This window comes from Achromobacter sp. (assembly GCF_032102605.1).
Classification (GTDB): Bacteria; Pseudomonadota; Gammaproteobacteria; order Burkholderiales; family Burkholderiaceae_B; genus Achromobacter.
In genome coordinates this window covers 520,960-534,250 of sequence record NZ_DAMDGT010000003.1, presented here as the reverse complement: position 1 = coordinate 534,250, position 13,291 = coordinate 520,960, and the positions used below count along the sequence as shown (strand labels likewise).

Below are 13,291 nucleotides of genomic sequence, written 5' to 3'. Positions count from 1 at the left end.
ATTACACTGCACAGTGTAGTTTCCATTTTCTGAAAAGTACACTGCACGGTGTAAACTTTCGCGCATGCCAACCAACGCGCCAGCCTCTCTCGCTTCCCGGCCGCCTCAGCGCCTGACGGACCGCAAGCGCGAGGCCATCGTGCGCGCCGCCGTCGAGGAGTTCCGCACGGCGGGATTCGAGGCCACCAGCATGGACCGCATCGCCCAGGCGGCCGGCGTGTCCAAGCGCACGGTCTACAACCATTTCCCAAGCAAGGAAGCGCTGTTTGCGCTGATGCTGGAGCAGTTGTGGGCCAGCAGCGCGGCCAGCGTCGATCTTGCGTATCGAGCCGACCTCCCGCTGGCGCAGCAGTTGCGGCAATTGCTGATGCAGAAGCTGGAACTGCTGGGCGATGCAAGCTTCATCGATCTTGCGCGCGTGGCGATGGCCGAGATCATCCATGCGCCGGACCGCGCCCAGGACATCGTTTGCCGCATGGACGAGAAGGGCAGTGGCGTGACGGCCTGGATCCAGGCGGCCATCGCCGACGGACGCCTTGTCGAGGTGGACCCGGGTTTTGCGGGCCATCAGCTTGAAGGGCTGGTGAAGAGCTTTGCGTTCTGGCCGCAGGTGACGCTGGGGCAGCCGCCCTTGAAGAAGGCGGAGCGGGAGCGCGTGGCCGATTCGGCTGTTGGAATGTTCCTGGGTTATTACGCGCAGGGCGAATGAATCGCGGCGCCGCACGCCAGACCGGCGATCAGAAGAAATCCCAGCGCCGCACGCCAGACCGGCGATCAGAAGAACTCATCCAGCAAGCAGTAGAACGCGATGCGCTGGTCGTCGGGCTGCATGCCGTAGGCACGATAGAAGGGGGCGATCCATTCGCGCCCCAGATTGTGTTCGATGCTGCGGGCGGCCAGGGCAAGGTCCTGGTGACGGTCGCTGATGCCGAGGCGTCCGCAGTCGATGTAGCCGGTGAAGACGCCATCCTTCGCCATGAAATTGGGCAGGCACGCGTCGCCATGCGCGACGACCAGGTCTTGCGCGCGCGGTTGCGTCGCCAGCAGTTCGGCAAAGGCGTCCTGGGCGGTCCGTCCCATCCGTTCATCGTCGAAATCCGACTCGTCCACCAAGCCGGCATCCAGGGTGCGCCGGGCGGCGGCGATACGCTGTTCCAGCCGATGGTCGAAGAGACATTGGGCGATCGGCAGCCGATGCAAGGCTTGCAGCGCCGTCGCCAGGATGCTGACGACGCGTTCAGGGGCAAGGTTGGCGCTGGCCAGATCCTGCCCGGGCATCGCGCTCATGAGCAGCCATTGGCGATCATTTTCCTGGGCGGTGTCCAGCACGGCCGGACAGGGCAGGCCTTGTGCAGCCATCCAGCGCAGGCGTTCGGTCTCGTCCGGTAGCTCGGAGAACGCGTCGATGCGCTCGGACTTCAGGTAACGGTCGGGGCGGTTTGCGCTGCGTATCAGGAATACATCCGCACGCGATTCGCCGATGGATTGCTGCTGGATATCCGCGCTGATGAATTCGTGGCGCCATTTGGCGGGCAGGTGCTCCGCAGCGCAGGTCGGGTGTTGCATGGCGCTCGTCTCTGGTTTTGGATACGCAGATTCTTGCATGGACAGGGTTGGGGGGCGAAGACGCGTTAACCGCATACTCGAATTGGAGGATGCGGCTCCCGAGAGGCAGGCCTATCATCTTTGTCGATATCGCGTAGGGCCGAGGGATCCTGATGGCAGAAAAGTTCATGCTCCTGCTCGGCATCGGGAAGTCGGTACGGCGCTGCGACAAAAGCGCAGTTTGGCGACGGCACCAAAAGCGGAGTCAATATGACGACGAGTGATGAGGTATTCATTGACCGGTCAGGAGAAAGTCGCTATCTCGCCGTTGTTTTTCACGGTCTAAGTGAGACCTCCGCCACCATGGGTTCGCTGATAGCGGCATTGCGGGATACGCCCGAAGGAGCCGATACCGATGTCTTCGTCCCCGACTTACCTTTCCGGATCTTGTCGCGGGAGGATCCTACAGCGGTGCTTGCAAAAGTCGTGCTGCAGATGGACGCCATCTGGCGGTCGAAGGCATCCGAAGGGCGACAGTACGAAAGAGTTTTGTTGGTGGGCCACAGCATGGGCAGCCTGTACGCGCGCAAACTGTATGTGGTCGCCATGGGCGAAGCACGCGAGGCCCCGTTCGAGGCCGGGTTGGCTCAGGCCTTGGGTCGCGACGCGGAGGGGTCGTTGGCATTTGCCAGGCCCTGGGGGACGGCGATCCACATGATTGTTCTATTGGCAGGTATGAACCGGGGGTGGAGCGTTTCGCATCACATGTCGCTAAGCCGGGGTGTCGCGATGAGCGTTGGGCTGTTCGCGGGAAGGCTGATTCAGGCGTTTGGGGGGCGTCCCTTCATTGTCATGTCCGCGCATCGTGGCGCGCCTTTCATCACTCAGTTGCGGTTGCAGTGGCTGGCGCTGCGAAAGCGCACGCGAGAGCAAGGCGGGCAGCTTGCACACGTAGTCCAGCTGTTGGGAACTCAGGATGACTTGGTGCCGCCAAGCGCGAATATCGATCCCGTGACCGGGAATGATTTCAGCTACTTGGAGGTGCCTCGTTCGGGCCATGCCTCGGTTGTGTTCATGGGCGCCGAGCATGGCGCGCCGGGAGAGGAGCGCAAGAGGGTGTTTCAGAGCGCGCTGTCGGACCAACCGGGCAAAACCGCGATGGTGCCGCTGGCGATTGCAGAGACTCCACCTCTGAATCCTGAAGTTAGTGATGTCGTGTTCGTGATGCACGGCATACGGGATTTGGGCTATTGGACGGAGAAAATTGGTCAACGGGTGGCTGCCCATGCGGCGAGATCCAAGGGGACCAGGAAAATCGCGCTGCAAACGTCGTCTTATGGATACTTTCCGCTTCTGTCGTTCTTGCGGCCCGGAGCCCGACAGGCAAAGGTCGAATGGTTGATGGACCGAGTTACCGAGGCCAAGGCGCGATTTCCGAACGCGCATCTCTCCTATGTCGGCCATAGCCATGGCACCTATCTGCTGGCGAAGGCCATGAGGGACTACCCGGCGGTGTCCTTCAAGCATGTTGTTCTCGCGGGGAGCGTTCTGCGGACTGATCAAGACTGGCCGGCGCTGATCCGCAGCTCAAGAGTCGAAAAAGTTCTCAGTTTTGCGGCCAGCGCGGATTGGGTGGTGGCGTTTTTTCCGAATGCGATGCAGCGGATACAGTGGCAGGATGTGGGCGGTGCGGGCCACTATGGGTTCAGCAAGCAAGAACCCGGTCTATTCCAGTTGCCACCGCCGAATCGTTATGTTTCCGGAGGGCACAGCGCTGCGCTGGACGAAAACAGCTGGGATTCAATAGCCGAATTCATACTCGACGGGAATTTCAACCCTTCACCCAACATGCCGGTGCAACGCAAGCACGCGTGGTGGGTTGCGGCTGGCGCAGCTTGTGCTCCGATCATCTGGCTGGTGATCGCGGCACTTCTGGTTTTGGGGGGGTGGATAATTTTCCGACTCGATATTAGCGAGTGGCTCAAGACACTGGTGGTGGTGGCATATATCGGCGCCATCTGGACAATCCTGACGAAGTTTTAGATCCGCAGCGCGCAGCCGCCGAGGCAGGCGGGTGTGCCAGGCGCGTCACCAGCGCGGGCCTGTCGCGCCCGGGGCGCCGCTGGAGCAGGTCGGCGCTGCAAGCGCGGAGCCGCTGCTGCGCATCGAGTCGATCGCCTACGGCGCCAACGGGCGTCCCCTGGAACACTATCGCGCGCTGCACCGCTGCAAGTCCAGCCGATTGCACGTCCAGACCACGGCCTGATTCGCAGGCGGCCGTCGCGCCGCGCAAATCAATAGAATCTGTTCACCTTCCTGTCAGAAAAGCCCGCTTTTGCGGGCTTCTTACGTTGTCCTTAATGCAAAAGACTTTTCCATGTCAACAATTTCGATCTGATACGGTCGTTCGAGCAGATCAGACGCGTTTAAAAGCGCATAATTCCGGCACCCGCTCTTACGTCCCTTTTCCAAGACCAGGTTTGATCTTCAGCAAGAAAAGAGCGTGTTGTCTCTAGCTCGGCAGTTCGTGTTTCCAAGTTTTCATGTTCGGTAGCGCGCTAGGACAACTTGGAGTAATCACGGAGATGTCCATGACTGATGACGCACAACCGCGCCGGCGGTTTCTGCAGACGCTGGCTATTGTGCCGGCGTCCACGTTGGTGGTTGGCGGCCTGACCGCCGGCTGTACCAACGCCGCCGACGGCAAGGCCGCACAGGCGGCCAAGCCCTACGAACCCACGTATTTCACCAAGGCCGAATGGGCCTTCATCGCTGCCGCAGTGGATCACCTGATCCCCGCTGACGAGTACGGCCCTGGCGCGATCGCCGCCGGCGTGCCCGAGTTCATCGACCGTCAGATGGAAACGCCCTTCGGCCACGGCAAGCTCTGGTACATGCAAGGTCCGTTCCATACCGACCGGGTGCCTGAACTGGGCTATCAGCTGGACCAGAATCCGCGCCAGGTCTATCGCCACGGTATCGAGGCCTGTGACGCCTGGTGCGTGAAGACGCACGGCAAGGTGTACGCCGAACTGGACAAGGGCTTGCAGGAACAGATCCTGAAGGATCTGCAGGCCGGCAAGATCGAGTTCGAGTCCGTGCCGTCCAAGACGTTCTTCAACTTCCTGCTTTCCAACACCAAGGAAGGTTTCTTTGCCGATCCGATCTATGGCGGCAACAAGAACATGGTGGGTTGGAAGATGGTGGGCTTTCCCGGCGCGCGCGCCGATTTCATGGATTGGGTCGACCAACCCAATGTGAAGTACCCCTATGGCCCCGTGTCGATCTCTGGGGAGAAGGGTTAAATCATGGCGATCAAGAAAGACAAAGTTGATGCAGTGCTGGTCGGTTTCGGCTGGACCGGCGCGATCCTGGGCCAGGAGCTGACTGAAGCGGGCCTGCAAGTGCTGGCGCTGGAGCGCGGCGGCATGCAGGACACGCCCAAGGACGCCGAATACCCGAAGGTGATCGATGAACTGAAGTACTCGGTGCGCGGCTATCTGTTCCAGGACCTGTCCAAGGAAACCGTGACGATCCGCCATGGCGTGGACGACGTTGCAGTGCCGTATCGCCAGAACGGTTCGTTCCTGCTGGGCACCGGCGTGGGCGGCGCGGGCTTCCACTGGAACGGCATGCACTACCGCGTGCTGCCCGAAGAACTGGAACTGCGCACGCGCTATGAAACGCGCTACGGCAAGAAGTTCATTCCTGAAGGCATGACGATCCAGGACTTCGGCGTGACCTACGACGAGCTGGAACCGTACTTCAGCAAGTTCGAATACGTTTGCGGCACGTCGGGCAAGGCCGGCAACCTGAACGGCCAGATCGTCGAAGGCGGCAACAAGCTGGAAGGCAAGCGCAGCAAGGAGTTCCCGCTGCCGCCGCTGGCCACCACCTACGGCGCATCGCTGTTCGACAAGGCCGCGCGCGAAGTCGGCTTCAATCCGTATCCCACGCCCGCCGCCAACGCGTCGGGCCCGTACACGAACCCGTACGGCGTGCGTTTGGGGCCCTGCAATTTCTGCGGCTTCTGCGAAAACTACGGCTGCTACATGTATTCCAAGGCTTCGCCGCAGACCACCATCCTGCCGGTGCTGCTGAAGAAGCCCAATTTCGAGCTGCGCACGCATTCGCAAGTGATCAAGGTCAACCTGGATTCGACGGGCAAGAAGGCCGTTGGCGTGACCTACATCGACGCGGAAGGCCGCGAGATCGATCAGCCCGCCGACCTGGTGATCCTGTCGGCCTACCAGATGCACAACGTGCGTCTGCTGCTGCTGTCGGGCATCGGCAAGCCCTATGATCCCAAGACCAACGAAGGCGTGGTCGGCAAGAACTACGCGTACCAGATGAACGGCGCGGTCAACGTGCTGCTGCCCAAGGGCACCCAGCTCAACCCCTTCGTCGGCACCGGCGCGGGCGGCGTGGGCATGGACGACCTGAACGGGGACCAGTTCGACCACGGCCCGCTGGGCTTCGTGGGCGGCGCCAGCATCCGCCACGTGCGCTACGGCGGCCGTCCCATCAAGCAGACGCCCACGACGCCGGGGACGCCCTCCTGGGGCACGGCCTGGAAGGCGGGCGTGCAGGACGCCTACCAGCGCTTCATGACGATCGGCATTTCCGGTTCGGTGATGTCGTACCGCGACGCCTACCTGTCGCTCGACCCGACGTACAAGGACGCCTATGGCCAGCCGTTGCTGCGCATGACGTTCGACTGGCACGACAACGAGTTCGACATGCTGGGCTACATGGGCAAGCGCATGGAGACCGTGGCCAAGGCCATGAATCCCGAGAAGCACTTCGTGGCCGTGCGCAAGAAGGGCGCGCGCTACGACACGCGCGTCTATCAGAGCACGCACAACACGGGCGGCGCCATCATGGGCTCCAATCCCAAGGAAAGCGTGGTCAACAAGTACCTGCAAAGCTGGGATGTGCCCAACGTGTTCGTGATGGGCGCCTGCGTGTTCCCGCAGAACATGGGCTACAACCCGACCGGGCTGGTGGGCGCTCTGGCGTATTGGGCCGCGCAAGCGATCCGCGACCAGTACCTGAAGAACCCCGGCCCGCTGGTCCAGGCTTAAGGAGACGGAACAATGATTAAGCAGACCATTGTTGCGGCCTTCTCGGCCCTGGTTGCCACCGCCGCGTTCGCCGCGGACGGCACGCCGGCATCCACCGATGCGCAGATGATCAAGCAGGGCGAGTACCTGTCGCGCGCCGGCGACTGTATCGCCTGCCACACGGCCAAGGGCGGCAAGCCCTTTGCCGGCGGCCTGGGGATCGATTCGCCGCTGGGCATGATCTATTCCACGAACATCACGCCGGACAAGGAAACGGGCATCGGCAACTACACGTTCGAGGACTTCGACCAGGCCGTGCGCCATGGCGTGGCCAAGGACGGGCATTCGCTGTATCCGGCCATGCCGTACACGGCGTACGCCAAGGTCACGCCCGAAGACGTGAAGGCCTTGTACGCCTACTTCATGAACGGCGTCGAGCCCGTGAAGCAGGAAAACAAGGACACCGACATCGTCTGGCCGATGTCCATGCGCTGGCCGTTGACGGTGTGGCGCTGGATGTTCGCGCCCGACGTCGCGACGGCTCCCGTCACGGTGAACGCCAACGGCGCCGACAGGCAGGCGCTGCTGCGCGGTCAATACCTCGTCGAAGGCCTGGGCCATTGCAGCACCTGCCACACGCCGCGCGGCGTGGCGTTGCAGGAAAAGGCCCTGACCGACGCGGACGGCTCGGCATTCCTGTCGGGCGGCGTGGTGGAAGGCTGGCTGGCCAAGAACCTGCGTGGCGACGCCACCGACGGCCTGGGCAACTGGAGCAAGGAAGACATCACGACCTTCCTGAAGTCCGGTCGCAACGGCCACTCGGCGGCATTCGGCGGCATGGCTCAGGTGGTCGAGGAAAGCACGCAGCACCTGACCGACGACGACCTGAACGCCATCGCGGTGTACCTGAAGAGCCTGCCTCCGGTGAACAAGGACGCCACCAAGCCCCTGGCCTATGACGAGACCGTGGCGCAAGCGCTGCGTACCGGCAAGGACAAGGGCGACGGCGCCATGGCCTTCCTGAACAACTGCGCGGCCTGCCACCGCAGCACGGGCAAGGGCTATGCCGAGACCTTCCCGCAGCTGGCGCTGAGCTCGACGGTGAACTCGGCCGATCCGGCCTCGTTGATCCACATCGTGCTCAAGGGCGCGCAGATGCCGGGCACGGCGGCGGCGCCGACGGCGTACGCGATGCCGGGCTTCGACTGGCGCATGACCGACAAGGAAGTCGCCGACGTGGTGACCTTCGTGCGGTCGAGCTGGGGCAACAAGGGGGCGGAAGTGACGGCCTCGGACGTGGCCAAGGTCCGCAAGGACATCGGCGCGGCGCCGCAGCCGGTGCGCGCGCAGTAAGCGCATGCGCTGACCCTATCGGCGCGCAACATAGGCGTCGACAGGCGGCGCCGGAAAGCCCAGGCTTTCCGGCGCCGTTTTTCATGCGCCGCGTTTTTCATGCGCCGCGTTTTTCATGCGCCGCGTTTTTCGTGTGCCAAATTGACAAGCGCCGGCCGAGGGCGCAAGCTGCGCTTCATGTTCCCGACCCGCGCCCCGTTCGCTTTGATTATTTCCACCATCGCACTGATGGTGGGTTAGCGCGCATCCGGACTACGCTACACAAACCCGCCACGAGGCGGGTTTTTTGTTTCCGCCTCCTGGTTTTTTTGCCTTACAGGAGCCTCCCATGTCGTCCCCCGAATCCCTTGCCTGCGGCAGCGCCGCGCCCGTGCTGCATTTCCTGTGCGGCAAGATCGCCGCGGGCAAATCCACGCTGGCCGCCCGGCTTGCCGCGCAGCCCCGGACGCTGCTGCTCAGCGAAGATCATTGGCTGGCGGCGCTGTATCCCGGTGAGATCGTGGACGTGACGGACTACGGGCGCTGCGCCAGCCGCCTGCGCAACGCCATGGGCAGCCACGTCGCGGCGTTGGTGGGGGCGGGGCTGTCGGTGGTGCTGGATTTTCCCGCCAACACGCGGCGCAGCCGCGAATGGCTGCTCGCGGTGGCGGACGAGGCGGGATGCGCGCACACGCTGCATTACCTGGATGTGCCGGATGCGGAGTGCAAGGCACGGCTGCGCGCGCGCAACGCGTCGGGCACGCATGCCTTCACGACCAGCGACGAGGCGTACGACGCGATCACGGCATATTTTGTCGAACCCGACGAGCACGAAGGGCTGGCCATCCTCCGCCACCCCTGGGCGGGGCCGGAGGCGGCCGGCCTGCTATGATTACTGGATAAATAAACAGTTTCTCGGCCGCCGCCGATGTTGCCCCCGCACCGTTACTACTACCTGCACAATTTCCAGCGCGCGCTGGCGTGGATCTCCGATCGCTACGCCGACCTGCTGGACGCCGGCGATCGCCAGTTCCTGGAAGATTTTGCCGCCTTGCCGCAGGCGTCGCAGGCGCTGATGGTGCGCATGCTGATGCGCCGCGGCCCGTGGTTCCGCGCCAGCCGGCTGGTCTACGACGAGATCCCGGGCATCGAAGACGCGGCAGCGCCGCTCCAGGCGCTGGGCTGGCTGGACGCGTCCGCCCCGATGACGCTGGACGAGCTTTTTGGCCTGCTGACCAAGCCGGAACTTGCGCGCATTTTCGCTAACAGCGCAGTGAAGGCCGCCGCTCGCAAGGCTGATATGCGGGAGGCGCTGCGCGCCGAGTTTCCCGATGCGCGGCCCTATGGCGGCTGGCATCCGGATTGCGCCGAAGGCGTCTGGCGAGTGACCGTGACGGAACGCTGCGAACGCCTGCGCCTGATGTTCTTCGGCAACCTGCACCAGGACTGGTCTGAGTTCGTGCTGGCCGACCTGGGAGTGTTCCAGTACGAAACCGTGCCGTTCGACACGGCGTCGCGCGCGTTCCAGACGCGCGCGGACGTCGACTGCTATCTGGCGCTGCATGCCTGCCGGCAGGCGCTGGACGAAGGCGCCGACATCGACGTGCTGCTGCGCGCCGCGCAAGACTGCGCCAGCGGCAACGCCTGGCTGGAAAAGCGCCGCGCCAAGGTGTTGCTGCGCATTGGCCAGGCCTGCGAGCGCGCGCAGGACTGGGAAGCCGCACAGCGCGTATATGCCTGCTGCGCCTACCCCGGCGCCCGCCACCGCCGCATCCGCGTGTATGAACGGATGCAGCGGTTCCAGGACGCGATGGCGCTGGCGCTGCAGGCGGGCGATGCGCCGGAAAGCGAAGAGGAAAGCCAGCGCGTCGCGCGCATGATGCCGCGGCTGCGGCGCGGGCTGGGGCAGGGCGCGGCAGTGCGCACCGCCGCGCCGGCGTTGCCGCGAACGGACCTTGCCCTGGCGCGCCCGGCCCGGCCGTCGGCGGTGGAATACGTGACGCGGGATCACCTGCATCACGACGACGCTCCGGTGCATTACGTGGAAAACGCGCTGATCAATTCGCTGTTCGGCTTGCTGTGCTGGCCCGCCGTGTTCGAGCCGTTGCCAGGGGCCTTCTTTCATCCGTTCCAGCGCGGGCCGGCCGATCTGGACGCGCCGGATTTTCACGCGCGGCGCCAGGCGCAGTTCGCCGAATGCCTGGCGCAACTGGATACGTCGGCGTATCGCGACGTCATCCTGCAACGCTATGCCGACAAGTCGAACGTTCAGTCGCCGTTCGTGTTCTGGGGCGCCTTGTCCGAACCCCTGCTGACGCAGGCGCTGGATTGCGTGCCTGCCGCGCACCTGAAGCTGTTCTTCACGCGGCTGCTGCGCGACGTCAAGGGCAATCGCACCGGTTTTCCGGACCTGGTGCGCTTCTGGCCCGCCGAGCGCCGCTATGAATTGATCGAGGTGAAAGGGCCGGGCGACAAGCTGCAGGACAACCAGATGCGCTGGCTGCAGTATTGCGTGTCGCACGGCATGCCGGTGCGCGTGTGCCACGTCAGCTGGCTGGAGGACGCGGCATGAGCTACGCGGTGGCGGTGCGCGCGCTGTGCGAATTCACGGCCCGGGCGGGCGACCTGGACCTGCGCTTTACACCCGCGCCCAGCGGGCTGGAAGGCATGGCGGGCCATGCGGTGGTGACGGGGCGGCGCGGTCCGGACTACGAAACCGAGGTTCCGCTGTCGGGCAGCTTTGAAACCCTGCTGGTGCGAGGCCGCGCCGACGGCTACGACCCCGTCGCCAACCAGCTTGAAGAGATCAAGACCTACCGCGGGCAATTCGACGGCGTGCGCGAGAACCACCGCGTCGTGCACTGGGCGCAGGCGCGCGTCTACGGCCACCTGTTGTGCCAGTCGCGCGGCCTGGCCAGCGTGCGCGTGGCGCTGGTGTACTTCAACGTGGCGACCGAAGAAGAGACCGTGCTGGTGGAAACGCACCAGGCCGACGATCTGGCCGCCTTTTTCCAGACGCAGTGCGAACGCTTCCTTGCCTGGGCCAAGACGGAACTGGCGCATCGCCAGTCGCGCGATGCGGCGCTGGAAAAGCTGGCGTTTCCCCACGGCGAGTTCCGGTCGGGCCAGCGCGAACTGGCCGTGGCCGTCTACCGCACGGCGCGCGACGGCCGCTGCCTGATGGCGCAGGCGCCCACCGGCATCGGCAAGACGCTGGGCACGATCTTTCCGCTGCTCAAGGCCAGTCCGGGCACGGGCCTGGACAAGGTTTTCTTCCTGGCGGCCAAGGGCTCCGGCCGGGGCTTGGCCGTGCAGGCGCTGGACACGGTCAACGCACAGCCGGCGGCGCCCGGGCTGCGGGTGCTGGACCTGCAGGCGCGCGACAAAAGTTGCGTGCATCCCGACCTGGCCTGCCATGGCGATTCCTGCCCGCTGGCGCGCGGGTTCTACGACCGCCTGCCGCAGGCTCGCGTCGCGGCGCTTGCTCAGACCCGGCTGGACGCGCCCACCGTGCGCGCCGCCGCGCTGGAACACGATGTCTGTCCGTATTACCTGTCGCAAGAGCTGATCCGCTGGAGCGATGTGGTGGTGGGGGACTACAACTATTACTACGATTCCACCGCGATGCTGTATGCGCTGACGCAGGCGCATCAATGGAAGGTGGCGGTGCTGGTCGACGAGGCCCACAATCTGGTGGACCGCGCACGCCGCATGTACACGGGCGAGCTCGACCAGAACCGGCTGACGGCGGCGCGACATGCGGCGCCCAAGGCGCTGAAAAAGCCGCTGGACGGGCTGCATCGGTCATGGAATGCGTTCAACAAAAAGCAGGACCAGCGCTATCAGGCCTACGACGCCGTCCCGGCCGGCGTGTTGGCGGCCGTGCAGAAGGCCGTCGCGGCCATCAACGAGCACATCGGCCAGACGCCGCTGCCGCAGGATGATCCTGTGCTGGGTTTCTATTTTGAAGCGCTGCATTTCATGCGGCTGGCCGAGCAATTCGCATCGCACGCGCTGTTCGATGCAACACTGAGCAGCGCGGCCGTCGCCAGCGCCAAGACGCCGCCGTCCACCCTGTGCGTGCGCAACGTGATCCCCGCGCCTTACCTGGCGGCGCGCTATGCGGCGGCGCATGCGACCGTTCTGTTCTCCGGCACGCTGAGCCCCCAGCAGTACTACCGCGACACGCTGGGCCTGCCCAAGGACTCGCCATGGATCGACGTGGCCGCCCCGTTTCAGGCTGCGCAGTTGGCGGTGCGGGTGGTGGGCAACGTGTCCACCCGGTATCGCGACCGCGAACGGTCGCTGGCGCCCATCGCCGACTTGATCGCCCGCCAGTACGCGGAACGGCCAGGCAATTACCTGGGCTTCCTGAGCAGCTTCGATTACCTGCAGCGGGTGGCTGACCTGATGCGGCAGCGCCATCCGCAGGTGCCGATCTGGTTGCAGACGCCCGGCATGGACGAGCCCGGCCGCGCGGCGTTCCTGGCGCGCTTCACGGAAACCGGACAGGGCGTCGGGTTCGCCGTGCTGGGGGGCACGTTTTCGGAAGGGGTGGACCTGCCTGGCAAGCGGCTCATCGGTGCGTTCATCGCCACGCTGGGGCTGCCGCAGGTCAACCCGGTAAACGAAAACATGAAGCGCGCCATGGATCTGCGCTATGGCGAAGAGAACGGCTACGACTACACCTACCTGTATCCCGGAATGCAGAAGGTGGTGCAGGCGGCAGGCCGTGTGATCCGCACTGAACACGACGTCGGCACGGTGCACCTGATCGACGACCGCTACCGCCGCGCCAAGGTGCGCGGGCTGCTGCCCGGTTGGTGGGAACTGGGCTGAGAGTCGCTTAAGCGGGGCGCAGTTCGGTCAGCGGCTGGCTGGGATCGCGCGAAAGCTGGTAACCGTACCAAAGGCTGCGCGCCATGCGCTTGGCCATTTCCTGCGCGGCGTCGGCCAGCGCGCGGTTGGGCAGGGCGTCGGTGGTTTCCGTGAACAGCACCAGCCAGCGTTCAAACAGGTCGGCGCTCAGGTTGGGCATGGCGACGTGCTTGGGCATGGGCATGCCGGAAAAGCGACGCGTGCCCAGCAGCACCGCGGACCAGAAGTCGGACAGGGTGGCCAGGTGGTCGTCCCAGTCGTGGATCATGCCGTTGAAGATCGGGCCCAGTGCTTCGTCGGCGCGGGCCTTGCCATAGAAGGTGTGCACCATGTCCTGGATTTCGGCTTCGGTGCAAAGGTCGGTGGTGGTGGTCAAGATGGTCTCCGGGCGGGGCAGGAGGCGATCTTAGGGCGCGCTTGGACACGGGCGATTTGATATGGCTCAAGCGCGAGCCGGGAATTTATGCGGACTC

10 protein-coding genes and 1 pseudogene are annotated in these 13,291 nt (G+C 64.4%); 9 read left to right on the top strand and 2 right to left on the bottom strand.

What is annotated here, in order from left to right; all coding sequences use genetic code 11:
• Positions 1-64 precede the first annotated feature (64 nt).
• Positions 65-709, top strand: coding sequence for a TetR/AcrR family transcriptional regulator (locus RT614_RS10390; RefSeq protein ID WP_313622022.1), 645 nt, complete (start codon positions 65-67; stop codon positions 707-709).
• A 65-nt stretch (positions 710-774) separates the two neighbouring features.
• Here RT614_RS10390 and RT614_RS10385 read toward each other — a convergent pair whose 3' ends face one another.
• Positions 775-1,566 (bottom strand): APH(3')-II family aminoglycoside O-phosphotransferase, encoded by a 792-nt coding sequence (locus RT614_RS10385; RefSeq protein WP_313622021.1) that lies wholly within the window; start codon positions 1,564-1,566, stop codon positions 775-777.
• 249 nt (positions 1,567-1,815) lie between these two features.
• Here RT614_RS10385 and RT614_RS10380 point away from each other — a divergent pair, with 249 nt between their 5' ends.
• The 8 genes and pseudogenes from RT614_RS10380 to RT614_RS10345 all read left to right on the top strand — a co-directional run bounded on the left by RT614_RS10380 (position 1,816) and on the right by RT614_RS10345 (position 12,779).
• Positions 1,816-3,588, top strand: coding sequence for a hypothetical protein (locus RT614_RS10380; protein WP_313622020.1), 1,773 nt, complete (start codon positions 1,816-1,818; stop codon positions 3,586-3,588).
• 103 nt (positions 3,589-3,691) lie between these two features.
• Positions 3,692-3,811: pseudogene (locus RT614_RS10375) on the top strand (GntR family transcriptional regulator); the annotation flags it as partial.
• Positions 3,812-4,136: 325 nt separating this feature from the next.
• Complete coding sequence (locus tag RT614_RS10370) at positions 4,137-4,850, top strand: gluconate 2-dehydrogenase subunit 3 family protein (RefSeq protein WP_313622019.1); 714 nt, start codon at positions 4,137-4,139, stop codon at positions 4,848-4,850.
• A gap of 3 nt (positions 4,851-4,853) precedes the next feature.
• A complete protein-coding gene (locus RT614_RS10365) occupies positions 4,854-6,629 on the top strand; it encodes a GMC family oxidoreductase (RefSeq protein WP_313622018.1) in 1,776 nt (591 codons plus the stop codon).
• Between the two features lie 12 nt (positions 6,630-6,641).
• Positions 6,642-7,961, top strand: a complete 1,320-nt coding sequence (locus RT614_RS10360; RefSeq protein ID WP_313622017.1) for a cytochrome c — start codon at positions 6,642-6,644, stop codon at positions 7,959-7,961.
• A 328-nt stretch (positions 7,962-8,289) separates the two neighbouring features.
• Entirely contained in the window at positions 8,290-8,832 is a 543-nt protein-coding gene (locus tag RT614_RS10355; RefSeq protein WP_313622016.1) for an ATP-binding protein, read from the top strand.
• Positions 8,833-8,868: 36 nt separating this feature from the next.
• Positions 8,869-10,512, top strand: a complete 1,644-nt coding sequence (locus tag RT614_RS10350; RefSeq protein WP_313622015.1) for a VRR-NUC domain-containing protein — start codon at positions 8,869-8,871, stop codon at positions 10,510-10,512.
• On the top strand, positions 10,509-12,779 hold the full coding sequence (locus tag RT614_RS10345; RefSeq protein ID WP_313622014.1) for an ATP-dependent DNA helicase: 2,271 nt from the start codon (positions 10,509-10,511) through the stop codon (positions 12,777-12,779). The genes RT614_RS10350 and RT614_RS10345 overlap by 4 nt, the downstream gene beginning before the upstream one ends.
• A gap of 7 nt (positions 12,780-12,786) precedes the next feature.
• Here RT614_RS10345 and RT614_RS10340 read toward each other — a convergent pair whose 3' ends face one another.
• On the bottom strand, positions 12,787-13,149 hold the full coding sequence (locus RT614_RS10340) for a group III truncated hemoglobin (protein ID WP_313622055.1): 363 nt from the start codon (positions 13,147-13,149) through the stop codon (positions 12,787-12,789).
• Positions 13,150-13,291: the final 142 nt, after the last annotated feature.

What these genes read in the sequence shown, in the direction of transcription:
- RT614_RS10350 (WP_313622015.1), top strand. Translation starts at nt 8,869, where the DNA reads ATGTTGCCCCCGCACCGTTACTACTACCTGCACAATTTCCAGCGCGCG.
- RT614_RS10390 (WP_313622022.1), top strand. Translation starts at nt 65, where the DNA reads ATGCCAACCAACGCGCCAGCCTCTCTCGCTTCCCGGCCGCCTCAGCGC.
- RT614_RS10355 (WP_313622016.1), top strand. Translation starts at nt 8,290, where the DNA reads ATGTCGTCCCCCGAATCCCTTGCCTGCGGCAGCGCCGCGCCCGTGCTG.
- RT614_RS10380 (WP_313622020.1), top strand. Translation starts at nt 1,816, where the DNA reads ATGACGACGAGTGATGAGGTATTCATTGACCGGTCAGGAGAAAGTCGC.
- RT614_RS10360 (WP_313622017.1), top strand. Translation starts at nt 6,642, where the DNA reads ATGATTAAGCAGACCATTGTTGCGGCCTTCTCGGCCCTGGTTGCCACC.
- RT614_RS10385 (WP_313622021.1), bottom strand. Translation starts at nt 1,566, where the DNA reads ATGCAACACCCGACCTGCGCTGCGGAGCACCTGCCCGCCAAATGGCGC.
- RT614_RS10340 (WP_313622055.1), bottom strand. Translation starts at nt 13,149, where the DNA reads ATGGTGCACACCTTCTATGGCAAGGCCCGCGCCGACGAAGCACTGGGC.
- RT614_RS10370 (WP_313622019.1), top strand. Translation starts at nt 4,137, where the DNA reads ATGACTGATGACGCACAACCGCGCCGGCGGTTTCTGCAGACGCTGGCT.
- RT614_RS10345 (WP_313622014.1), top strand. Translation starts at nt 10,509, where the DNA reads ATGAGCTACGCGGTGGCGGTGCGCGCGCTGTGCGAATTCACGGCCCGG.
- RT614_RS10365 (WP_313622018.1), top strand. Translation starts at nt 4,854, where the DNA reads ATGGCGATCAAGAAAGACAAAGTTGATGCAGTGCTGGTCGGTTTCGGC.